Genomic DNA, 24414 nt, shown 5'->3' with positions numbered 1-24414 from the left:
TCGTTGAAAGTCGTCACCTCTGGGCACGTGAAGTCGCGTCATGGCCGAGGTCATGCCTCAGCCGAAATTTCACCAGACGCGGGCACTATGGCGAACCTCTGGAGTGAGTGGTGTGGTTCGGAGTCCAAATTCTGAAGGGTGAGCCGCCCCGTGATTTTTTGAGAAACTCTTTCCGACCAAAACTAATAAATCTGTCCACTACTTGATCAAAAACTACGACTTTCCGTGTGTTTTGTTATTATGTGTTTTATGAAACATGAAGGGAAGATGGTGTGAGCTCAATTTGTGCACCTATGATCCAAGTGAGTTTATTTTATGTTTTACGTTTAGCGGTTAAGATCAAACCAATAAGACCAGAACCAAATAGCCATATAGCTGCTGGAATTGGCACAGCACTAACTCTTACTAATGCGTGCCCCGTTGTAGAATTGAAAGCTGTGTCTTTAGATGTCGAAGATAGAAGATGTGCATAATCTTGATCTTGCAAAGTGGGGTCGTCTGTAAGGTCTAATATTTGTGCATAGTAGTGACCATATAAAGTACCATATTGTAGTTTTGCATTTGAATATCCCTCACCTGTATTACAGCCAGTAGCTTCGCAGTATAAATCACCCCAATATGGAGCAATGAGATCGAATAAACCATTATTTTGTGTTGACCAGCCATCATAATGATTGGAGTCGCCGCCAAATGCATCCCAAAATGTACCTACTTCTGAATATGTTGCGTATCTCCATCCTTCGAATTCTTGGTTTTCTCCGAAACTGCTATTGATGGTGTTATAAGAGCGGTTTGAGGTTGCAGTTAAGTCTAGCCATTCAAGCCCGCTTGATGTGTCTAGAGTTATGAGGTTGTCACCAGATGTTTTCCAGTCGATGCTTACAATTTCTGCATTTGTGATTGTTGGAATTGAGATAGCGGTAACTAGAAACGATGCTATATATAGTTTATTTATATCCATTGAGTTGCTCCCTAACGTCTTTATCATTTTTGTATATAACTAAATTACTGAGTGATTCTATTTCAATTACGACAATATGTATAATAAGAGGATACTAATAATGACTGTGGGATCTATGAAAATAAAAAATACAATTGAATAATGGCTCCACCGACGAATGAGATGAGGCCGGATTGGTAATACATCCATTTCATTGAGTTATTGCACTTGATTACCTGAAGCTGCAAGTTATAGTTGTTCTGAAATGGTATCACTCGCATCCATTACTGATTGCTGAGACAGGTACGTAGTTGATAACTAAAATATTAATAGGAGTTTACCAGAGTTGCAGAGACTTGTGATTTCATAAAGAAAAAAATTCTATATAGAAATTAAATGGTAGTATTACAGTAAGATTTAATAAACAATGATTTAAGTGTGTACCTGGAAAAGGAGATCAGACAGTGAAAGTAGTGGAAGGGGATATTATCAACGATGAATGGACTCTGAGCCCTAACGGAGACTCCTTAATTTTAAGCGATGATAGAAGGATAATGATCACCAATAATGTCGCATCTGTGGATATTCTTACTGAAGAAAAAGCAAGGGGGCTTACAGGTGCTGCTGCAGGTGCAGTATTAGGTTTTCTTGTTGCGGGGCCTTTAGGCACGGCTGTCGGCGCTAGTATGGGTGCAGGTGGTAAAAATAAGATTCTTGCATCTGTATCATTAAATAGTGGCGAGCTATTCATTGCTGAAATGACGCATTCTGAATTTAAAACCATTAAATCTAAATATGTATCTTCCACTCAAAACAAAAAACTTCTACAGAATAGTAATGGTACGTTATCAAGTAAAAAGCCTACTAATAAAAGTAAAGTTATTTCAAAGAATAGTAAAGAGGGAGAGGATCTATATGAAAAGCTACCTCGCGTCATTAAGGGGCGTTCAAAGAAGACAATAGATATTCCCGTTCTTCAATTATTAGAATCATGGCAGATTGAGGCCAGTAAATCCGGGGTTTTTGCTGAGAAGCTATTGTCTTATACCCATAACAATATTCAGAAACTGAATACTTTCAAGTGGCGGCATTTTGATTTGCTTATTAATACGGATAAAGAACAAGAGGAGTGTTTTTATTATGCTTTGAGAAAGTACAGTCGAGAGCTTTCTGGTGAAATGAAAGGAAAAAAACTGTTGCCAATAGATGAAGATAAGATAAATTATACTATTAAACAGTTAACAAGAGAATGTAGTGAAATTAGTGCTAAAATTGAAGAGAATGAATTTAATCTTAAGCATGCGTCATTCTTTTCAAAAGGCGACCTTAATCGAAAAATAAATGATTTAGAGTCAAGTCTAATCTCTATTGAAAAGAAATTGAAAACTGCAAAAAAGAAAGTTAAAAACTCTAAAAAAATAACGAAAAACCAGAAAATAGTTAATGATAAAAGCAAGGAAGAAAAACAAGTAATAGATTTTTCAGCATCGATTTTAAACCCATCTAAAGTGGATAGTAATTGGAATAAAACTGAAGGTGTTTTTTTAGGAGATAAAGAGTTATGGGAAATTATAAAACTCTCAAAAAGTTTAGAATCAGATAAACAAATTAAGTCAAAAGATAGTGATGTTAATCAAAGCAAGGTGAAATATAAGAATGTGGAGGATAAAGCAAGGGAGGAAATCTTGCTAGAAAAAAACTCACTTGATATTTCTATTGAAGATAGGTTGCTATCCTTGAAAAACTTAAAAGAAAAAGGTTTAATAACAGAAGAGGAGTATGATGCTCGCAGGACAGATATAATCCAATCCATCTAATTTTCATCAAGTCATGTAATTTTTTACCTGATAGTATTTTTATTTAAGAATTCAAAGAAAATCAATAGAATTAGACTCCTTGGATATTGTTACTCTAATTGAGGCGTATGATTTAATCATTTAAAAGGTGAATTTATGATTCACGAAAAATTCATGATAAAACTATTAAGATCATGAATAGATTAAAAATAAAAAGAATGCTTGCATTAGGAATGACTGTTTTATCTTTGACTAGGTTTAAAAACAATTTTGACCCGAGTCGTTGAAACGTGCAGTCTCTGTGATCCTGAGTGCAGTTCATGGGTGAAGTCATGCCCCGGCCGAAATTGCCCCAGTGGCGGGCGCTATGGAGCACCTCCGCTGGCTGGCGGTGTGATTCGGCGGCCAAAATTCGGAGGGTTAGCCGCCCCGTGATTTTTTGAAAACCACTTCCGACTAAAACTAATAAATTTGTCCACTACTTGATCAAAAACTACGACCTTCCGTGTGTTTTGTTATTATGTGTTTTATGAAACATGAAGGGAAGATGGGTAATAAGCATCAAAAAAAAATATAAAAATAATGGCCCCACCGACGAATGCGATGAGACCGAATTGGTGAGACATCCATATCTTTGAGTTATTACCCCTGATTACCTGAAGCTGCTTTGAATAGTTGCTCCGAAATGGTATCACTCGCATCCATTACAGACTGTTGTGATAGGTGAGAGTACTTTTCCGTTACAATACTGGAAGAATGTCTAAGTACTTTCTGCACATCATATAAGCTGCGGCCCGCATTAATCATCATGCTTGCTGCTGTATGACGTAATACGTGCGCTGTGACACCTTCTAGCTCTGCTTGCTTCATTAACTTCTGGAAGCTTTTTTTTATCATTACATATGGCTTTCCTGTGTTTAGATTTATAAAAGGATAGACTGTGCTTTTATCGCATTCTTCAAGCACTTGAATAGCCGCATCATTGAGTGGAATAGAAGCAGCCTTTTTAGACTTGCTACGAGCACTCGGTATCATCATCACTTTTTTATCAATATTGATATGTTTCCATTCACAGTTAAGGCATTCTCCCAGTCTCAGCCCCGTTGCTAATAAGTAACGTATGATTTTTGCAATCTGACTATCATCTTTAATTAACACAGGTAACAATCGCGCTAGTTCATCAGGGTCCAAGTAACGCTCTCTACTTATTTCCTCAAAAAGTGGAATGCCAACAGCTGGATTCCTAATGCTAATAATCTCCATTGAAATTCCAAAGTTAATACTACTTTTAATTAGTTGTAAATATCTGTTACATGTTCCATTTTTGAGCCCCTTACTCCGTAAGTCATTATGAAATGCATGCACCTGACGTTTAGTTATTTGATTAACTTTTATGTCACCGAAGGCTTTAGCTATTTGTGTATCAAACATTTGCCTGTAGGTTTTAGCAGATCTTATGCGCGAGTTAATATGCGGAAAATAATATTCTTTCATAAATTCTCCATAAGTTATTTCATTACGTTGCTTCTTAATCTTAGTTTGTGGGTCGTCGCCTAATGCAATTTCAGCACGTAGTTTCTTTACCTTGTCACGAGCCTGAGCCAGTGTGATGTCAGTTGCACGTCCCAATTTTACGTGGGTTGATTTGCCACCATTTGCTGAACTCCGGTAACGTAAATAGAATGTTTTAAAACCTGTTTGTGTTACTAGCAAATAAAGACCAGTGCCGCCATCATCGACCAGTTCTAGCTGACGTGCTGTTATGTGATCAGGTATTTGGTAGTTATTCACTACAGACTGAGTTAATTTTATTTTCATGATTTATAACCTCGAGTATTTTTAAATTTGTGGTGCCCCTCCCTACCCCTTAATGTGGCAGTTAGTTGGCAAGGGGTAGGGGTGGTGGCTAGTTATATGTGAGTGAAATTTAGATCAATAGGTACAAGCCATTTCATGATGCCCTGTATCTTTTTGGGTTGACCGTATAACCCGCGCAGAATAGAACCACATTCACGGGCTTGGGGGTTGCTGGGTGACTGAATACCTGCTGCTTGTAGCACTTTCGAGGCGCTCATGTTTTTCCATTTATCTTTTGGAAGGTTATGGTTAAGAATAGTTAATACGCGTTCCTCAATGACACTGACAGATTTATGGGTCTGATTCTGTTCATCCAGTTGCTTTTCCTCAATCTCTGTCAGCCACCACGTAGCACCCTGCTGCAATTCGTCATACAGCTGGGCAAATACCTGCTGCATATCAATGTTGTGTTTGTAATCAATTTTCACTAGAGGGATCGTCCAGAATCGAGAATTACCGGTTTTATCGATGAGAAAATTAACTTCATTAACGGAAGCACAAAAGACAGTACGTCTTTGATAGTCGGAGTTTGTTCTAGCATAAGGTCTACGCACAGTATCTTTACCCTGTGTAATGAAGCCTTTAAGGCGAGCTATATCTTTTTTGAAGCTACTATCAAGTTCACCTATTTCAACGATCCAGTGTTTGATGGCAGTAGTTAGGCTATCTTTATTAGAAGGGTCTATATGATGGCCGTCTAAAAAAAAATTATCCCGTAACAACCCTTTAGGAATAAGTTTATTAAGCCAAGATGTTTTTCCGAGGTTTTGTGCACCTTGAAATGTGAGAACTCCCTTGCAATGAAAACCACTGGGGACTGTCGCAGCGGCTACTGCGCTTATGAGCCATTTTGTAACTAGAATATTTTTGAAATCATTGGGGAAATCATCGCCGGTAATTAGCGTATCGCATAAGGAATTAATCCTATCTACTTGATCCCATTTTTTACAGGTGATCCATTCAGCAACGGGATTAATAGCATTACGGTCAGCGATGACAGCAACATATCTCGGAACCTGGCCAATAGGTATGTTATTCAATGAAGCAAGACTGTTAATGCTCTCGATGGCGGTGTTGGCAGAATTTTCCGTGATGCCGCTTACACCAGGAATTAAGATCATTGTATCCTTGCTAATCACATCATAGTTAACTGAAATGCCGTAGCCAATGATTAGGCGTTCGATGTTTTCGATTGTGCAAATAGGTTTATAGGTGCCGTCTTTTTTCATCCTCTTATGCGGGAAACTATCTATATCTAATGGTTCATTAAGATTGATCGATTTGGTTGTAACAACATTTGTTTTTACACGTTTAAAAGAGCCGTTTTCTTGCTGGATTTTATAAACGGTTTTAACACCATGCGCTAAAGTAACGATGAGAGGGTTTTTACCGCCATTGTGATAATACTTAGCAGTTGTGTATCCATAGCTGCTACCCTCTATTGGATCTGGCATAGCCTTACCATCAAACTCTTCACCGCGTGCTAAAAGTTCAGATACCAGCATCATCTGGCCATTTATTTCAATGGTTTCATCTAGTCCCAAAATTTGGGTGCTTTTTGATAGTTCAGCTAATGATCTTTTAGGTATCAATTTTTCAGCTTCATCAAGACTGATGCTTTTATCTTTGGCCCGTTGTGTAACCTGATTATTACGATAGTTATTTTGCAGTTTGTCGGAGATTGCTATAGTTTCATTATTCTTTTTAGCATCAGTGACGAGTTGTTCATACTGGCTAATTTCCTCATTGGAAAGTGTGATATTCGCAGTGAATGCTTTCCCTTCTTTATGGTTCCAGATACGCGGTTTTTGACTGATGCCTTCCCCCAGTACAGGTTTAGCTTCATAAATCATACGTTCAGGACTGAGTACAGATAAATCTAAAAGTGTTCGTTCCAGCATGGCCCCATTACGTGCGTAGGATATATAACCTAAACCGGAATTCCATAGCCTGACTTTTATGAATTGCTTTAACTGATCTAGATCGATGCTCTTTAAAGCAATGTATATATGCATACCTCCGTTACTTTGAAAAGGTGCAGCCGTTATTTCATCAATGATTCCATTGGAACTACTACCGACAGCGGAATAACCCATGCCTTCGAATTCAGGTATGGCTGTTACTAACTTCTTCATCAGCTCATCTGGAGAATTGCATTTCATGTTTTCAGGCATGTAATCATCCTGATCATAATCAAATAATCCGATACCAAATTCTGGTCGATGCATATCTTCTTTTGATCGTGTTCTAAAACTTAATTCATATTTGTTATCACTAAAGTTACTTTTCGTAGTGATGTTGCAAGTAGCTAAATTGAAAGTTCCAGTTGCAATGCACTGATTGGGTTGTAAGTTTTGAGTAACTTCCTCAAGATCGGATAGCTTTTTAATCTTAAGTGTTTCTGCTTCACCATTTGAAAATTGGGGTTGGCTTTCTTTTTGGATCTTCCCCTGACTATCTTTAACAAAATTTTTGGTGAGTCTAGATCCAGGTGTACCAGTAAATCGAGTTAATGAAATTTCTTGGGCAACTTTATTTATGGTGATGAGTCGTGGGTCGGTCTTTTCTTTTGTTTTTTGGTTTATGTCATATGACATGTTTTTTTACCTCGCATAGGTGCCATTCCACAAAGCATGTTTTGCGGTGTTATGGTTTAGTAACAGTTAAAACTGTTATTGCTCCGGATTGATTGTCATTCTTAAATGACTCCGAAGTTGCCAATTTAGCGAGGTGGGCACGATCCTTATGGTAAGACATATATCGTCTCTTCATCCTGAAGTAGCTATATTGAAAAGTGATGGAATGGCTCTTATACCGTCACATCGGAGATGATAGGTTTATAAAAAGAGAAGTCAAGGCATGGAAGGTGTTGAAGAAGAGCGTGATAATTATGCTCTGTGTATTAAATCAACGGGGTCTATAAGGTGTTGAAAACATTGATAAATAATATTTATTATTTTATTTTATATTTAGTCAAAAAATATGGGCTGATAGGGTTTATTGTAATGAGACAATTAAGATGAGGGCGGTTAATAATTTCAAAAAATAGATCATGCAGCTACATCCTACCACCATAGCAACCACTCAACATTGCCTTATGTATCATGGAATTCAGGGACGATTGGGGGAGGGGGTAGCAACTTTTCAATGAATGAGAAAAAAGAGAAAAAGACATATTCTCTGATGACTCAGAGCTACGATGTTTTTTTGAATGCGCGACGAAACTGCTACCCCACCCCCCACAGAGCAGTAACGATTTGGCACGGAGCCATGCTGCATAAGGCGCTGGTGGAAAAACTGTCAAAAAAAAGGGGGGGGAAGCGCAGGCTGTAAAAGTAAAGAGAGTGGAAGTTAAATTTCTTGTTGAGCATACTTCCTGTACGAATTGGTGTGTCTATGGTCGTGAGAGCGACTTAGGTTTAGTAGTACGTAGTGATGCTTTTAACTTTCGGTAAAGTAATACAATTACAGTAATCAATAGCAATGCCATCAAAACTTTAGTCGCGATAGAAATGAAAGTAATGATGGTTGCATAGGCTCCCAGTTTAATTAAGGCAAAGCTAATCAATAAAGCGCTAATAAAATAAAAGATCATAGGTGTTTCCTTTGAAGTTAGATTGGCCAATCCACCAGAAGGTTTCATGGCATTTATTGAAGAGGTTACTTAATGGTTATGGTTTATGGGTGTTTCGCTGTCTTCGTAATAAGCAGGGCAGTTCCCCGACATTAGGTGTGCCTGTGCATTAGCCGCATCTGCAATGTCATCATCGGGAAGATCCCAGCATAAGACTTGTTCAAGGGCATCAAGTAGGTAAACAGAATAATCATTCATAATTATTTCCTCGTGAGGTAGTAAATGGAAAAAAGTACTGCCAGTGTCAGCAGCGATGGAATTGGTTTTAAATAAATCATCAGCATCAAGATGGATGCAGTAAGAACTTTGGCTGGGCTATAAAAAAGTGATAACGCAGTCAGGGTAATTAAGATGACAATGGCGATAGGCATCTCCTGTTGTTAAGAGTTGAGTAAGTAAAGTGACGTTTTGGTCGGTATAGGGGCGGTATTAGAAAGTCTCTAAGGAAGAGTGCTGGTGTGTGGGGTTATGCGAGGTCGGACCATCCGATTAGGTATCTAAAGAACAGTAATGGTGTTACTTTTTTGTGTTCTCCTTAATTTTATCCATCAGTTTCGTCGTGCCAGTGAAAGCGTATTGCCGTTTATTTTCTGTGTGTGGAATCAACACTTTTTCATTGATCAATACGGCGAGTAAATATCCAGGGGTGTTTACAGATTTTCCTTTGAATAAAGGGAATAGGTGGATTGATGAAATGGGCTGGTCTTTAGGTGCTGCTTTTAGAGTGCTGTTGATGTCATCTATTAAAATCCACTCATTGGAAAAGTAGCCCCCTCCTGTATTACTGACTACACGAATGTAGGCTTTGTTTTTATCGTCAATGGCGATGTTATAGGTGAGGGTGCTTTTACTTGAGACAGTTTTGCATTTAGTGGTGAGGATGATCTTAGGTGGCGTTATAGGTGCTTCCTGCTTAGATTTGTCGGTGGGTGTTTTGTCATTGGTTTGCTTTTTAGGCATAGGTTTCTCCGGTGTGTTTTAGGTTTTCATATAAGGTACCGTTTCTTGCGCGAATCAGGATTTATTCAGAAGGTATGATAAATGGTCGGAAATTAAAGTGAGTTTTTATAATCAGAAATGAGGTGTGATAGTTCAGGAGGGATAACCAGATAGATACCACTGCCTGAGTCATTAGTGATGGCCAGCATTAACTGGTAATTAAGCTTTAGTGGGGTTATGTATTCTGGATATGTGAGTGTGAACTCAATTTGTTTCCATGCTGTCTCCCGTTTAATGGTTTGTATGAAATCTGAGGGATCTAAAATAATTAATGTTGTGGATGTTTCATTCCAGAACTCCCTTGCTGATGATTCAGTGTCGAAAGGTTCCGATAGTTGCTGGTATAAAGCCTGAGAAACAGTATTAGGTAAATCCAGTTTGGTTATATCTGGCCAATGGTTTATGTGCTGCATATATTAATGTCTCCTTAAATGAAAAAGCCAGGTCCTCGATGTGAGAAACTAGCTTTGAGTTATGATTAGTGTGGAGCTGAGAAAGCTTTGTGTGGGGGTGTGTCTAGAGTGTGTCTGCTGTCAACCAATAACGGGCTGCTAATAGTTTTACGCGGATCATAAATATTTTTAAGTTTATTCTTAAAGCTGTTATATTTGTGGATATAATAATTTATTGTTGCTTTTTTTTAGGTTTCTGGCAGAAGTGCCATAAAACTATTACTTCATAATGATCAAGGTCGGTAATTTTTAATGTTATTAAACCCTTTAACGCCAGATGTTCGTTCTGTTCTTTCTCAGCTAGATGAGAAGGAGATTGATCTTGATCCAGAGTTCCAGCGAGGGGATGTTTGGAATAGGCATAAGCAGCAAATGCTTATAGATACAATCCTTCGCGATTGGGAAATACCACCAATTTTCTTGATTATAAATGAAGGGCGTGATGTTAAAGAGGTTTTGGATGGGCATCAGAGACTGAAAGCAATACATGCATTTCACAATGATGGCTTTAAGGTTAATGGTTCTCTTGATCCTGCAGATCAAGAGATAAGATCTTTGGATGGTTGTCTTTATTCTGGCCTTCCAGAGCGTATGAAGAAACGATTCAGGAATTTTTCTCTTCGTATATTTGAAATTAGCAATTATGTTGAGGGTGAGCCATTCGAGCTTTTTTTCAGGCTTAATCAAAACGCAACATTAACATCTGCTGAAAGGCGGAATACTTTTTTTGGTGAGGCTCGCGACGCAACAAAAGATATTGTGAATTTCATGGATCGTAAAGGTTATTCTGCTGAGACAATCGGCTTTAATAATACCCGGCTCGGTTACCATGATGTAATAGCTAGGGTTTTGATTTCACTTGAGAAGATGTCTATCCAAAAAAAGCTTCTAGATAAGGAAATTACTTCACGATATAGATCAAAGGGGGCTTTTTCTGAGAATGATGTGGATCTAGTGAAAGACTCCTTGGAGAGGGTGATGAGGGCTATTAGGAATTATGGGAAAATAAAATTAAATAAGCCATCTCTGTTTTCATTAATAGTTTTTGTCTCTACGGCAGGTGCCAATGTTGGTGATAAAGACATTAAAGAGATACTCCATTTGTATATGCGGGCGATTGGATATGCAGATGATCCTATTGATTTGGGGTCCCTTGAAAAAGCTATTATTAATCAATATTCACTACGTATTAGTACTAGTGTGTATGATTCGAGGTCAGTAATATTTAGGAGCTTTTTCTTTTGCTGGCTGAGCCATATGGTGACGTCTTCTATATTAACTTCTCGCTATCGAGAGAAGGTTATAGCAACATTAAATGAACTAAAATCTCAATCTGATGAAGATTATTCAACTATTTATTTTAATAAGGTTCTCGTTACTCATGGTTGGGGTGAGTTATGATGGATTTACGTGCTGCCGAGCTAGATAAAGTCCATAAAAAAATATTGCATTCAACTCCGACGTGTGGAGTTACGAGCCTTACCTCAGGTGCTGGTGTTTTTCCTGAAAGCTCAGTAGTTATGAAAAGTGCGGCTGTTGTGTATGGTATTAATGGCTCGGGTAAAACTAGATTTCTCAAGCAGTTATCGGCATGTGATGATGAGACGTTTGATTTTCATAACGCTACTGTGACTTTAAATCCCGACCGTAATTACCATTATTATTCGCCCTCCGATGAAGTAGTTTTAATAAAAGATAGATTGGCCGATATCTCGTCTGCTGATGATTTCGATGAGGTTTTGCAGCAGTTTCATCCTATTATTTTTTCTCTTGATGAGATTCAGGTTATAAATCATATACTTGGTTCTTCTTATTCTTCAATAAGGATTTATGAAATAGATTCTTATGCAGGCGGGGATGGTGAAGAGATTATATTTTTTGCCATTATTGAGGATAATTACGGTGAAAGGAATTGCCTTGAGCTTTCTCATGGTGAGGTGTATTGCATACACTTAATATGGTGGCTTAAGTATAAACTGGGTGATGATAATTTATTAATAGATGAGCCAGAGACGTATCTTTACCCTATGGCGCAGTCTAGGTTGGTTGATATGGTTTTGAAGTTAGTAGGTTTGGACGATAACCAGATTCTATTTTCAACCCACTCTAGGGACGTTGTAAAAAAATTAAAAACAGCCAGCCAAATATACCAAGTACAAATTGATGGTGATCAGTGTCTTTTTTTGGAGGATGATTTATCTCGGGAAGCTGTTTTTGATATGGGGCTTTCGGAGCCTAGTGTGACGATATTTTTGGTAGAAGATGCTAAGGCGAAAAAATTTTTGGAGTGTTTGCTAAGAAGCTATTCTTTTGAGGCCGATGATTTAAAGTATGTTATTCCTGCAAAGAATGGAGAGGGCGACTTAAAGTCAATAGTTGACCGTATGATTAATACTGGCGGGGTTCGCATTGTACTTTGCTATGATGCTGATGTTGCAAAAAATGCCGGGGTTCCAGAAGCTGTTGAGAATATTTCAGTTTTACTTCCAGGTGTTGATTCGCCTGAAGAGGAACTAATAAATGTTATTCAAGAAAAAGAAAATTCTTATTTAGTTAAGTTTGATGAGAGTGATAGAGTTTCTGTTTTAACAGCTCTGCGAAAATGTGCAGGTGGGGATCATCATGACTTTTTTGTGGAAATGTCAAAAAGCTGTGATGTTGATATGTGGTTGCTCTTTGATAATGCATTTTCAGTTTGGCAGGAACAGGACTTCAATGCTATTAAGGTAAAAGAATTTCTTTCTTCGCTGGAGCAGGTTTATGCTGATTATGTAAAACAGCCCATTTGTAGCGGTCTAGGTTCAATTTAGGTATTTTACATTGTCATGTGAATTATCAATCTGGAATCGGCAGCATCGAGAAGGGTGCGCCTTCGACCACCCGACTAATAGTCAATGGGTCCAAGATGAGAATTCACGTAAGCACATGAATCACATGAGAAAAATGGTGGGCCCGGAGTGACTCGAACACTCGACCTGCCGATTATGAGTCGGACGCTCTAACCAACTGAGCTACGGGCCCTTTATTTTATGTTGTCACTATGAGGGTATAGCCCAGTAGAAAATTACTGGATTCCTGCTTTAGGTATGCAGGAATGACGGGTTTCGTTTTTATATTTTTTATTCTATAAAAACGAACGCACATTATAAATATAATGTGCGTAACAACAAGGTAAATTTATTTTTAATTGTTGCCGTTGTCTTCGCCGATAAAGCTGCGCAGGTTTTCTGCACGTGAAGGGTGACGTAATTTACGTAGTGCCTTCGCTTCTATCTGACGAATACGTTCACGTGTTACATCAAACTGTTTTCCGACCTCTTCTAAAGTATGGTCAGTGTTCATGTTGATGCCGAAGCGCATGCGTAATACTTTTGCTTCACGTGGCGTTAGCGTAGATAAAATATCTTTTGTTGATTCGCGTAATGATTCGCCGGTTGCTGAATCCACTGGAGACATGATGTTAATGTCTTCAATGAAGTCGCCCAGATTTGAATCTTCGTCATCACCAATTGGTGTTTCCATTGAGATAGGTTCTTTAGCAATTTTAAGTACTTTACGAACTTTATCTTCTGGCATTTCCATTTTTTCAGCCAGTTCTTCTGGAGTAGGCTCGCGACCTTTTTCCTGAAGCATTTGACGGAAAATACGGTTCAGTTTATTGATGGTTTCAATCATGTGAACCGGAATACGAATAGTACGTGCCTGGTCAGCGATCGATCTTGTTATGGCCTGACGAATCCACCAGGTTGCATAAGTTGAAAACTTGTAACCACGACGGTATTCAAATTTATCTACGGCTTTCATTAAGCCAATGTTACCTTCCTGAATTAAATCGAGGAACTGCAGACCGCGGTTGGTGTATTTCTTCGCGATGGAAATAACCAGGCGTAAGTTGGCTTCAACCATTTCTTTCTTGGCTCGGCGCGCTTTTGCTTCACCGATAGACATTTTACGATTAATTTCTTTGATATCTGGAATTTCAAGACCATATGTTTTTTCTAACAGAGACAGTTTAAGTTGAGTCTGTTTGATTTCTGCTGCGTATTCATCAAGCGCTTCAGAGTATTCGTGGCCTTCCAGGTATTGCTCAATCCATTTCTGATCGGTTTCGTTGTCAGGAAAAGATTGTATAAATGTCTTACGAGGCATTTTGCATTTATTTACGCACAAATTAAGAATGTGGCGCTCTAACATCCGCACGCGATCAATTGTGCTGCGTAGCTCTTTGGTCATTGCAATGATAATGACAGGCAGAAACTTTAATTCCATAAAGATTTCTGACATTTCTTCACGGCATTTAGCAACCGTTTTTGTCTTTTTCTCTAATGCTTTTAATGTTTTCTTGTGTGCTTTTTCAAGCAAATTAAACTGTTCTTTTGCGCGCTCTGGATCAGGGCCAGTATCAACAACTTCTTCTTCTTCGTCATCACGTTCATCGGCCGGGCCAGATGCGGGCTGTGCAATTTCATCGCTATCATCACTGCGGAATCCAGTGATTAAATCGGTAAGACGTTTTTCTTCAGAAATAACGACTTCGTAGCTTTTTAGTACCTGATGAACTGAGCGGGGATTGGTTGCCAGTGCGCGCATAACCTGTTTAAGGCCTTCTTCAATTCGTTTTGCAATTGAAATTTCGCCTTCACGGGTAAGCAGTTCAACTGTGCCCATTTCACGCATATACATACGAACAGGGTCAGTTGTACGGCCGAACTCATTTTCGATAGAAGCAAGTGCGGCAGCAGCTTCTTCAGCGGCAGTGTCATCTGTAGCGCTAGCGTCAGTTAAAACCAGAGATTCTGTGTCAGGTGCAACTTCATGAACAGTAATGCCCATGTCATTGATCATGTTGATAATGTCTTCAACCTGTTCCGGATCGACTATTTCTTCAGGCAGGTGATCGTTTACTTCAGCGTATGTGAGGTAACCTTGCTCTTTTCCCTTAGCGATTAACTGCTTAAGTAAAGACTGTTTGTCTGTTGCTTGTGCTGTCGCATCTTGTGTTTTTGTGTCTTCAGGTGCTGCTTGTTCCTGAATGGCTTCGTCTGCTGCTTTTTTGCTGACTTTCTTGCCTGCTGGCTTGGCTTTAGGCTGCTTTTTTGGCTTGCTCATGTTCTTCCGCTAAAGATTACAAGGTTTTAAAACTGAACTCCGAATTTTAGCATGTATATAAGAGTGTTGCTATACCGACCATAAATTAAATTAATGTTTTATAGATAAACCCTTGGCTTTTGCTGGTTTACGAGTGCCTGTAAAAGATGGCAAGGTAATAGCAATAATTTATGAGGAGAGAAGTGATGGTTAGTTTGCAGCCCCCTGTGTGTGATTTTGATGAGCCGGCAATTGATTTTACCCTGCCAGGTGTTGATGGTAAAAGCTGGAATCTGGCTGATTGTGCGGGTGAAAAAGGATTGTTAGTGATGTTTATCTGTAATCATTGCCCTTATGTGAAGTCAATTCGTGACCGAATTGTGCGTGATACACGTGAATTAAAGTCATTAGGCGTGAATACGGTGGCAATTATGTCGAATGATCCGACTGACTATGAAGAAGATTCCTTTGAAAATATGAAAAAGGTATCTGATGAATTCGGTTTTGAATTTCCGTATTTGATAGACGAAACCCAGCAGGTAGCAAAGGCTTACGGAGCCGTGTGTACGCCTGATTTTTTTGGTTATAACGGAGATTTAAAGCTGCAGTATCGCGGGCGACTGGATGAAAGTCGCAAGGAGGCGGCGGCTGAAAGTGTGAAGCGTGATCTGTTTGAAGGTATGAAGGAAGTGGCTGAGACAGGTAAGGGGCCTGCGGAGCAGATACCTAGTATGGGATGTTCTATTAAGTGGAAAGAGGGTTGAGTTTTTCCAGTATTGTCTGTTGCAAATTTAAGGTTGTGACGGGCAATAAGTTGAAATTATGGTCATTTTATAATTATTCGCTCTTCATGTTTTCTTATAGGTAAATAAAAACTCTTATAGTCGCTGCTGCTTTGCAGTTCTCTTATCTCTTTGATATGTAAAGGTTAATGTCAGAGATCAAGAGAGCGAGTTAACTCAATCCCTGCCGTGAAATATGATAAACCGCAATGTAATTCCACTATGGAGTTGCCGAATGCCTCGAAGTAAGGGAAAATAGCGCCCCTTTATTAACGTGGGTGAAAACCCTGCGCCTTGTTGAGGCGAGTAAATAAATAACAAATTCTTGTTGTCAGGGCTGACCCTGATAACGCAAATTTTAAAAACTTGATTGGAGAAGATCCTATGTCATCACGCAAAGAGCTTGCTAATGCAGTCCGCGCATTAAGTATGGATGCAGTACAAAAAGCAAATTCTGGTCACCCTGGTGCACCTATGGGTATGGCTGATATAGCTGAAGTGTTGTGGAACGACAACATGAACCATAACCCTGCTAACCCTAACTGGGCTGATCGCGACCGTTTTATTCTTTCTAATGGTCACGGTTCAATGCTGATCTACTCATTACTACACCTGACGGGTTACGATCTATCTATTGATGATCTTAAAAACTTCCGTCAGCTGCATTCTAAAACTCCGGGTCACCCTGAGTATGGTTATGCACCTGGTGTTGAGACAACAACTGGTCCATTAGGTCAGGGCATTACAAATGCTGTTGGTATGGCGATTGCTGAAAAGACAACGGCGGGTCAGTTCAACCAGAAAGGTCACGACATTGTTGACCACAATACTTATGTATTCCTGGGTGACGGTTGCTTAATGGAAGGTATCTCTCACGAAGCATGTTCGCTTGCGGGTACTTTAGGTCTGGGCAAGCTGATTGCTTACTGGGATGACAACGGTATCTCTATCGACGGTCACGTAGAAGGCTGGTTCACAGACGATACACCTAAGCGTTTTGAAGCTTACGGCTGGCACGTAATTGCGGATGTTGATGGACATGATCCTGAAGCGATCGCTAAAGCAACTGAAACTGCGAAAGCAATGACAGACAAGCCAACAATGATTTGCTGCAAAACTACAATCGGTTTTGGTTCGCCAAACAAAGCAGGTAGCCATGCATGTCACGGCGCGCCACTAGGTGAAGAAGAAATTAACCTGACTAAAGCAGCGCTTGGTTGGGATCACGGTGCATTCGAAGTTCCTGAAAAAGTTTATCAGGGTTGGGATGCTAAAGAAAAAGGCGCAGCAGCAGAAGCGGCGTGGAATGATAAATTTGCAGCATATAAATCTGCGTTCCCTGAACTAGCAGCTGAATTCGAACGTCGTATGGCGGGTGATATGCCAGCAGACTGGGCAGCTAAATCAGCTGACTATATCGCTTCTGTAAATGCAGATGCGAAAAGCCCTGCTACACGTCAGGCTTCATTAGCATCTATCGAAGCTTACTCTCCTATGCTTCCTGAAATGTTCGGTGGATCTGCTGACCTTGGTTGCTCTAACCTGACTGAATGGTCTGGTTACAAGCCAATGATCGACAATGCAGACGGTAACTACCTGAACTACGGTGTACGTGAATTCGCGATGAGCGCAATCATGAACGGTATTGCATTACACGGTGGATTAATTCCATTCGGTGCAACATTCCTGATGTTCTCAGAGTACGCACGTAATGCATTACGTATGGCGGCACTGATGAAAATTCGCAGTCTGTTTGTATTCAGTCATGATTCAATTGGTCTGGGTGAAGATGGTCCAACTCACCAGCCAGTAGAGCAGATTCCTACATTACGTATGATTCCAAACATGGCTGTATGGCGTCCTTGTGATGCGGTTGAATCTGCAGTTTCATGGCAGCAGGCGGCTGAACGTAAAGAAGGTCCTTCTTGCTTAATCTTCTCTCGTCAGGGTCTTCCTCACCAGGAACGCACAGACGCACAGATCTCTGATATCACTAAGGGTGGTTACATTCTTAAAGATTGCGATGGTACTCCTGATGCAATCATTATCGGTACAGGTTCTGAAGTTGCACTTGCAACAGGCGCTGCTGAAGCAATGTCTGGTAAGAAAGTACGTGTTGTATCTATGCCTTGCACAAACATTTTTGATGCACAGGATGCGGCTTACAAATCTTCAGTATTAGTTAAAGGTGTTCCAACTGTTGCAGTTGAAGCGGCTGTTACTGATGCATGGTACAAGTATGCAGATGCAGTTGTTGGTATTGATCACTTCGGTGAGTCAGCTCCAGCAGACCAGCTATTTAAAGAGTTTGGTTTCACCGTAGAGAATGTTGTAAAAGCTGTTGAAGGCGTAATGTAATTTATTCATCGTCGCACCTGCTTATGCAGGTGCGACAAAGTTTTTAAAAGATTTTAATTTAAATATAAATAACCGAGGAAAATAAACATGACTATCAAAGTAGGCATTAACGGTTTTGGTCGTATCGGCCGTATGGTATTCCGTGCAGTAACAAACGAATTTAAAGATATCGAAATTGTTGGTATCAATGACTTATTAGATCCTGAATACTTAGCATACATGCTTAAGTACGATTCAGTTCACGGCAACTTCCCAGGTGAAGTTACTTCTGACAACGATTCAATGATCGTTGATGGCAAGAAAATCCGTTTAACTGCAGAGCGTGATCCAGCTAACCTTAAATGGTCTGATGTTGGTGCTGAGTTAGTTATCGATTGTACTGGTTTCTTCTTAACTGAAGAAAGCTGCCAGGCACACATCACTGCAGGCGCTAAGAAAGTTGTTCAATCAGCTCCTTCTAAAGATGCTACTCCAATGTTCGTATACGGTGTTAACCACAACGAATATGCGGGTCAGGCAATTGTTTCAGCTGCTTCTTGCACAACTAACTGTCTTGCTCCTGTTGCTAAAGTTATCAATGATAACTGGGGCATCAAGCGTGGTCTTATGACTACTGTTCACGCAGCAACTGCTACACAGAAAACAGTTGATGGTCCTTCAATGAAAGACTGGCGCGGTGGTCGTGGTATTTTAGAAAACATAATCCCATCTTCTACTGGTGCTGCTAAAGCAGTTGGCGTTGTTCTTCCAGAACTTAACGGCAAATTAACTGGTATGGCTTTCCGCGTACCTACTTCAGACGTTTCTGTAGTTGACTTAACAGTTGAGCTAGAAAAAGAAGCTTCATACGAAGAAATTTGTGCAGCTATGAAAGCAGCAGCAACTTCTGGTGATATGAGCCGTACGCTTGGTTACACAGATGAGAAAGTTGTTTCTACTGATTTCCGTGGAAATGGTTACTCTTCAATCTTCGATTCAGAAGCAGGTATTGCATTAGACGGTACTTTCGTGAAGCTAGTTTCATGGTATGACAATGAATATGGTTACACTTGCAACATGCTTCGCTTCGTAGAGCACGTAGCAGCAAACTAAGCGAAGCTTTTTCCGGCTAGCGGCGTTGTCGGAAAAACTTGAATGCATTACGCACTAACGTGCGCTCAGCATCTCAATTTTTTCCTCCGCCTTGCTAGCCGAAAAAATCTTCACTTAGTAATGACTTCGCTGTTTTGCAGTGAAGTCATTACTAGTTTTAAGGGGTGGTGTTTTTCTGCCCTTTAAAATTATTTTCCAAGTTAATTTTAAAGTTAATTTAGAAAATAATTTTTTAAATGACGAACCTGTAATATTTTTGTAATCAATTCAGGCTGAAATGGGTGTCTTATATATAGGCGTTAGCTTCAGCTAACGATCGGGTTACCCAGGTCTAACTCATTACATTTATCACTAATTATTTACTGATAAATAAAAAGGTAAAAAACATGGCAATCAAGGTTGCTATTAACGGTTACGGACGAATAGGTAAGAACATACTGCGTGCAATTTATGAATCGGGTCGTACCGATGAATTGCAGGTCGTAGCCGTTAATGACTTAGGTGATTCGCATACGAATGCACATTTAACGCAGTATGATACTGCGCATGGACGGTTTCCCGGCGAAGTACATGTCGACGGTGATCACATGGTTGTGAATGGCGATAAAATTCGTGTGTTGTGTGAGCGTGATCCCGCTAAATTACCATGGGGTGAATTAGACGTAGATGTTGTTCTTGAGTGCACAGGTTTTTTTGCCAGTAAAAAACAGGCGTCTGTGCATCTTAAAAGCGGTGCAAAGAAAGTAGTTATTTCTGCACCTGGCGGGCACGGTGTTGATGCCACGATAGTTTATGGTGTGAATCATGATGTTTTGAAAGCAGCTGATACGGTTGTTTCAAATGCATCCTGTACGACTAACTGTCTGGCACCAATGGTTAAGCCCATTAATGATAAAATTGGTATCGAAAACGGATTAATGACAACTATACATTCCTACACCAATGATCAGGTGTTAACGGATGTATACCATACGGATTTACGTAGGGCTCGTTCTGCAACCAGTTCTATGATTCCTACAAAAACAGGCGCTGCTGCTGCAATAGGTCTGGTGTTACCGGAGCTGAATGGAAAACTGGATGGTTTTGCAATACGTGTGCCGACTATTAATGTATCGCTGGTAGATTTAACTTTTACCGCTAGTCGAGACACTACGGTTGATGAGATAAATGCCATTATGAAAGAAGCAGCAGATGGCAAAGTGCTGGACTTTAATGAAGTGCCACTGGTTTCGGTTGATTTTAATCACACCAGTACAACATCAAACTTTGATGCAACGTTAACGCGTGTAACGGCCGGAAATTTAGTGAAAGTATGCTCGTGGTATGACAATGAATGGGGTTTCTCCAATCGAATGATTGATACTACGATTGCACTGATGAATGCGAAGTAAAAGATTAAAAGGCTTTTGACGCAGAAGCGCAGAGTATTTATATATTTAATGTAATATTCTCTCTGTGTCTTCGTATCAAAATGCTTTAAACAGATTTAAAAATTTAAACATATTTAGGAGTTACACATGTCTTTCATAAAATTGACTGACCTTGATCTAGCAGGTAAGCGCGTATTAATTCGTGCTGATTTAAACGTTCCCGTTAAAGACGGCAAAGTGACATCTGATGCACGTATTACAGCATCAATGCCAACTATCGAACACGCAATGAAAGCAGGTGCTTCTGTAATGGTAATGTCTCATCGCGGACGTCCTGAAGAAGGCAAAGCCGATGAAGAAAATTCACTGGCTCCAATTGCAGCGACTATGTCTGAAAAGCTAGGCAAAGATGTAAAGCTGGTTAAAGATTATTTAGGTGGTGGTGTTGAAGTTGCAGCAGGTGATTGCGTTCTTTTAGAAAATGTTCGTTTCAATGCTGGTGAGAAAAAAGACGACGAAGCATTATCTAAAAAATACGCTGCATTATGTGATGTGTTTGTAATGGATGCATTCGGTACAGCTCATCGTGCGCAAGCTTCTACTCATGGAGTTGGTGTTCAGGCAGCAACTGCATGTGCTGGTCTGTTGTTATCAAATGAATTAGATAGTCTTGCAAAAGCACTAGCTGAACCTGCTCGCCCAATGGTTGCAATTGTAGGTGGTTCAAAAGTTTCTACTAAATTAACTGTACTAGAAGCGTTATCTGAAAAAGTTGATCAGTTAGTTGTTGGTGGCGGCATTGCAAATACATTCCTGGCGGCTAAAGGATACAACGTTGGTAAGTCTTTATACGAAGCTGACTTAGTTGATACAGCAAAAGCATTAATAGAAAAAATGGAAGCGCGTGGAGCAAGCATTCCCATCGCGACAGACATTGTTTGTGCAAAAGAATTTGCTGAAACAGCTGAAGCAACATTAAAAGCCGCTAACGAAGCAACTGATGACGATATGATCTTTGATATAGGCCCAGATTCTGCAAAAGAATTAGCAGAAATTATTTCTAAAGCAGGAACGATTGTCTGGAATGGCCCTGTTGGCGTATTTGAATTTGATCAATTCGGTGAAGGTACAAAAACTGTATCTATGGCAATTGCTAACAGCCCTGGTTTTAGTTTGGCTGGCGGTGGTGACACGATTGCTGCAATTCAGAAATATGATATTTTTGATAAGGTTTCATATATTTCTACAGCAGGTGGTGCATTCTTAGAGTACCTGGAAGGCAAAACATTGCCTGCAGTTGCAATGCTTGAAGCAAAAGCAAAAGGCTAAAAATTTTCGTAGCGGAGACAGGAAGCTCACAGAGAAAGATTTTTTAATTGTTAAGCCGAAGGTGAGGCAATTAAAATCTCTGTGAGCTTCCTGTCTCGGCGGCGAAAGTTTTAATAAATAAAAAGACATTAAGGAGTTCCTTCCTTTGCGAAGAACTAAAATAGTAGCAACATTAGGTCCGGCGACAGACGACCAGGAAACAATAGACCGACTTGTAAAAGCAGGTGTCGATGTTGTTCGTTTAAATTATTCTCACGGCAGTCATGAAGAGCAGTCGAATCGCGTTGAAATGGTGCGACGGGCAGCAAATAAACTTAATCGTGTTGTCGGTGTTCTTGCAGATCTGCAAGGGCCAAAAATTAGAACAGAAAGATTTGTAGATAAAAAAGTTTATCTGACGGAAGGTGAAAAGTTTTTTCTTGATGCTGAATTAGATCCATCAGCAGGAACAGTTGAAGGCGTTGGTATTACTTATAAAAGTTTACCGGGTGATGTTAAGTCAGGTGATCGACTGGTGCTTGATGATGGCCGTATGTTACTGGATGTTGATAGTGTTGATGGTTTGAGAATTAACTGTACTATCGCGCTTAGCGGGTATCTTTCAGATAAGAAAGGTATTAACCTGCAGGGCGGTGGCTTGAGTGCACCGGCATTAACAGATAAAGATAAAGAAGATATTAAGTCTGCTGCAAAAGTTGAAGCCGATTATATCGCTGTTTCATTTCCAAAATCAGCTGATGATATTCATCAGGCACGTAAGTTATTGCGTGAAGCAGGCGGGCATGGCGCTATTGTATCTAAAATAGAGCGTGCAGAAGCCCTTGAATGTATTGATGAAATTATTGAGGCATCTGATGTTATTATGGTTGCCCGCGGTGATCTGGGTGTTGAAATTGGTGATGCTGAATTGCCAGCAGTACAAAAAGACCTGATTGCAAAAGCCCGTAGCATGGATCGAATTGTCATTACAGCGACTCAGATGATGGAGTCTATGATAGAGAATTCTATACCTACTCGTGCTGAAGTATTCGATGTAGCTAATGCGGTTCATGACGGTACTGATGCGGTGATGTTGTCAGGTGAAACAGCTGCAGGTAAATATCCGATAGAAACAGTAGAGGCAATGGGGCGAATTTGCGAATCAGCAGAACAGCACCCGAGAGCAAAAGTATCTGACCATCGTATGGAGCTGACCTTCGGACGAGTTGACGAAGCGCTTGCTATGGCAACCATGTATACTGCTAACCACCTGAATGTAGACGCTATTGCAGCGTTAACAGAGTCAGGTTCAACTGTGTTATGGATGTCTCGTATTAGCTCGGGCATACCTATTTATGCAATGACTCGTCATCAGCAAACACGCCGTAAAGTGACGCTTTATAGAGGTGTGTACCCGACCAGCATCGATTTCGATCAGGTGGGGGATTACAATATCAGCTCTACAGTTGCCTGCCTGTTAAAAGATAAGGGCATTGTTGATGATGGCAATAGAATTATTATTACCCGCGGTGATTCGCTGGGTGATTCCGGTGGTGGTACCAATGCAATGAAGGTGATCACTATTGGAGATGTTTGTGATACCACAGGCAGCTAAAGTTTTTTTATAGATATACGATTTTAAATTTTGATTAAACAAACCTTAATACTAAGGAGTATTTAACATGGCACTAATCTCATTACGCCAATTACTAGATCATGCGGCTGAAAACGGCTACGGCATGCCTGCTTTTAATGTAAACAACATGGAGCAAGTACACGCTATCATGCAAGCTGCAGACGAAGCTAACAGCCCGGTTATTATGCAGGGTTCTGCTGGTGCTCGTTCATACGCAGGCGAACCATTCCTGCGTCACCTTATTTCTGCTGCAATTGAAATGTACCCACACATTCCTGTTGTTATGCATCAGGATCACGGTTCAGAACCAGCAGTTTGCTTACGTTCTATCCAGTCTGGTTTCTCATCAGTAATGATGGATGGTTCTTTAGAAGCAGATATGAAAACACCTTCTTCTTTCGAATATAATGTTGCGACTACAAAAGAAGTTGTGAAAATGGCTCATGCTGGCGGTGTTTCAGTTGAAGGTGAGTTAGGTTGCCTGGGTTCTTTAGAAACTGGCGAAATGGGTGAAGAAGACGGTCACGGTGCTGAAGGTAAGTTAGATCTTGATATGCTTCTTACATCTGTTGATGAAGCGGCTGACTTTGTTGAGCAAACTAACGTTGATGCACTTGCAATTGCAATTGGTACTTCACACGGTGCTTACAAATTTACACAAGAGCCTACTGGTGAAGTTTTACGTATTGATCGTATTCAGGAGATCCATGCAAAACTACCTAACACGCATTTAGTTATGCACGGTTCATCTTCAGTGCCTCAGGAATGGTTAAAAATCATTAATGATCACGGTGGTGACATGAAGCAAACTTATGGTGTGCCAGTAGAAGAAATCGTTAAAGGCATCCAGTCTGGTGTTCGTAAAGTTAATATCGACACAGATTTACGTATGGCTTCAACCGGTTCTGTACGTCGTCACTTGATTGATAACCCATCTAACTTTGACCCACGTAAATTCTTAAAAGAATCTACTGCGGCTATGAAGGGTATCTGCCAGGCGCGTTTTGAAGCGTTCGGTTCTGCTGGTAATGCAGATAAGATCAAAGTTAAATCATTAGAAACAATGATTGATTTCTACAAATAAAGATTATTTTTATTGGTA

Annotated in this window: 17 protein-coding genes and 1 tRNA gene; 11 read left to right on the top strand and 7 right to left on the bottom strand. The window is 40.0% G+C overall.

The features are described from left to right. Positions 1-313 precede the first annotated feature (313 nt). Positions 314-961 carry a hypothetical protein gene (locus tag DIZ80_09280; GenBank protein RDH82473.1) on the bottom strand — a complete coding sequence of 216 codons (648 nt, stop codon included), beginning with the start codon at positions 959-961 and terminating at the stop codon, positions 314-316. Positions 962-1404: 443 nt separating this feature from the next. Between DIZ80_09280 and DIZ80_09275 the strand changes: the two genes are divergently transcribed. Further along, positions 1405-2757 (top strand): hypothetical protein, encoded by a 1353-nt coding sequence (locus tag DIZ80_09275; GenBank protein ID RDH82472.1) that lies wholly within the window; start codon positions 1405-1407, stop codon positions 2755-2757. Between the two features lie 621 nt (positions 2758-3378). On the opposite strand, the gene DIZ80_09270 is transcribed toward DIZ80_09275, so the two are convergent. Continuing rightward, positions 3379-4554, bottom strand: a complete 1176-nt coding sequence (locus tag DIZ80_09270) for an integrase (GenBank protein RDH82471.1) — start codon at positions 4552-4554, stop codon at positions 3379-3381. A 92-nt stretch (positions 4555-4646) separates the two neighbouring features. Beyond that, positions 4647-7190, bottom strand: a complete 2544-nt coding sequence (locus DIZ80_09265) for a hypothetical protein (protein ID RDH82470.1) — start codon at positions 7188-7190, stop codon at positions 4647-4649. Positions 7191-7740: 550 nt separating this feature from the next. Between DIZ80_09265 and DIZ80_09260 the strand changes: the two genes are divergently transcribed. Continuing rightward, complete coding sequence (locus DIZ80_09260; protein RDH82469.1) at positions 7741-7926, top strand: hypothetical protein; 186 nt, start codon at positions 7741-7743, stop codon at positions 7924-7926. A gap of 817 nt (positions 7927-8743) precedes the next feature. Here the strand turns inward: DIZ80_09260 and DIZ80_09255 are convergent. Together DIZ80_09255 and DIZ80_09250 are read right to left on the bottom strand one after the other, a co-directional pair. Next, positions 8744-9187, bottom strand: coding sequence for a hypothetical protein (locus tag DIZ80_09255; GenBank protein ID RDH82468.1), 444 nt, complete (start codon positions 9185-9187; stop codon positions 8744-8746). Positions 9188-9279: 92 nt separating this feature from the next. Beyond that, a complete protein-coding gene (locus DIZ80_09250) occupies positions 9280-9639 on the bottom strand; it encodes a hypothetical protein (GenBank protein ID RDH82467.1) in 360 nt (119 codons plus the stop codon). Between the two features lie 291 nt (positions 9640-9930). Between DIZ80_09250 and DIZ80_09245 the strand changes: the two genes are divergently transcribed. Beyond that, positions 9931-11079: a hypothetical protein gene (locus tag DIZ80_09245; protein ID RDH82466.1), complete on the top strand. Its 1149-nt coding sequence runs from the start codon at positions 9931-9933 to the stop codon at positions 11077-11079. Beyond that, a complete protein-coding gene (locus tag DIZ80_09240) occupies positions 11076-12488 on the top strand; it encodes a hypothetical protein (protein RDH82465.1) in 1413 nt (470 codons plus the stop codon). Before DIZ80_09245 ends, DIZ80_09240 begins: the two co-directional genes overlap by 4 nt. A 134-nt stretch (positions 12489-12622) precedes the next feature. Here the strand turns inward: DIZ80_09240 and DIZ80_09235 are convergent. Then, a tRNA-Met gene (locus tag DIZ80_09235) sits at positions 12623-12699 on the bottom strand. Between the two features lie 162 nt (positions 12700-12861). Further along, positions 12862-14787: an RNA polymerase sigma factor RpoD gene (locus tag DIZ80_09230; protein RDH82464.1), complete on the bottom strand. Its 1926-nt coding sequence runs from the start codon at positions 14785-14787 to the stop codon at positions 12862-12864. A 185-nt stretch (positions 14788-14972) separates the two neighbouring features. Here DIZ80_09230 and DIZ80_09225 point away from each other — a divergent pair, with 185 nt between their 5' ends. From DIZ80_09225 to DIZ80_09195, 7 genes are all read left to right on the top strand, one after another. Continuing rightward, entirely contained in the window at positions 14973-15530 is a 558-nt protein-coding gene (locus DIZ80_09225) for a thioredoxin family protein (GenBank protein RDH82463.1), read from the top strand. A 402-nt stretch (positions 15531-15932) separates the two neighbouring features. After that, positions 15933-17906 (top strand): transketolase, encoded by a 1974-nt coding sequence (tkt, locus tag DIZ80_09220; protein RDH82462.1) that lies wholly within the window; start codon positions 15933-15935, stop codon positions 17904-17906. Positions 17907-17993: 87 nt separating this feature from the next. Next, the gene (gene gap / locus DIZ80_09215; GenBank protein ID RDH82461.1) at positions 17994-18998 is read left to right on the top strand and encodes a type I glyceraldehyde-3-phosphate dehydrogenase; all 1005 of its coding nucleotides are present in this window, start codon (positions 17994-17996) and stop codon (positions 18996-18998) included. 386 nt (positions 18999-19384) lie between these two features. Next, positions 19385-20389 carry a type I glyceraldehyde-3-phosphate dehydrogenase gene (gap, locus tag DIZ80_09210; GenBank protein RDH82460.1) on the top strand — a complete coding sequence of 335 codons (1005 nt, stop codon included), beginning with the start codon at positions 19385-19387 and terminating at the stop codon, positions 20387-20389. 126 nt (positions 20390-20515) lie between these two features. Beyond that, positions 20516-21697: a phosphoglycerate kinase gene (gene pgk, locus DIZ80_09205; GenBank protein RDH82459.1), complete on the top strand. Its 1182-nt coding sequence runs from the start codon at positions 20516-20518 to the stop codon at positions 21695-21697. Positions 21698-21842: 145 nt separating this feature from the next. After that, positions 21843-23291, top strand: coding sequence for a pyruvate kinase (pyk, locus tag DIZ80_09200; GenBank protein ID RDH82458.1), 1449 nt, complete (start codon positions 21843-21845; stop codon positions 23289-23291). 67 nt (positions 23292-23358) lie between these two features. Then, positions 23359-24396, top strand: a complete 1038-nt coding sequence (locus DIZ80_09195) for a fructose-bisphosphate aldolase class II (protein RDH82457.1) — start codon at positions 23359-23361, stop codon at positions 24394-24396. Positions 24397-24414: the final 18 nt, after the last annotated feature.

It is taken from the genome of endosymbiont of Galathealinum brachiosum (assembly GCA_003349885.1).
Classification (GTDB): domain Bacteria; phylum Pseudomonadota; class Gammaproteobacteria; order SZUA-229; family SZUA-229; genus SZUA-229.
Note: the sequence above shows the minus strand (reverse complement) of the source record. Positions and strands in the feature narration are given on the sequence as shown.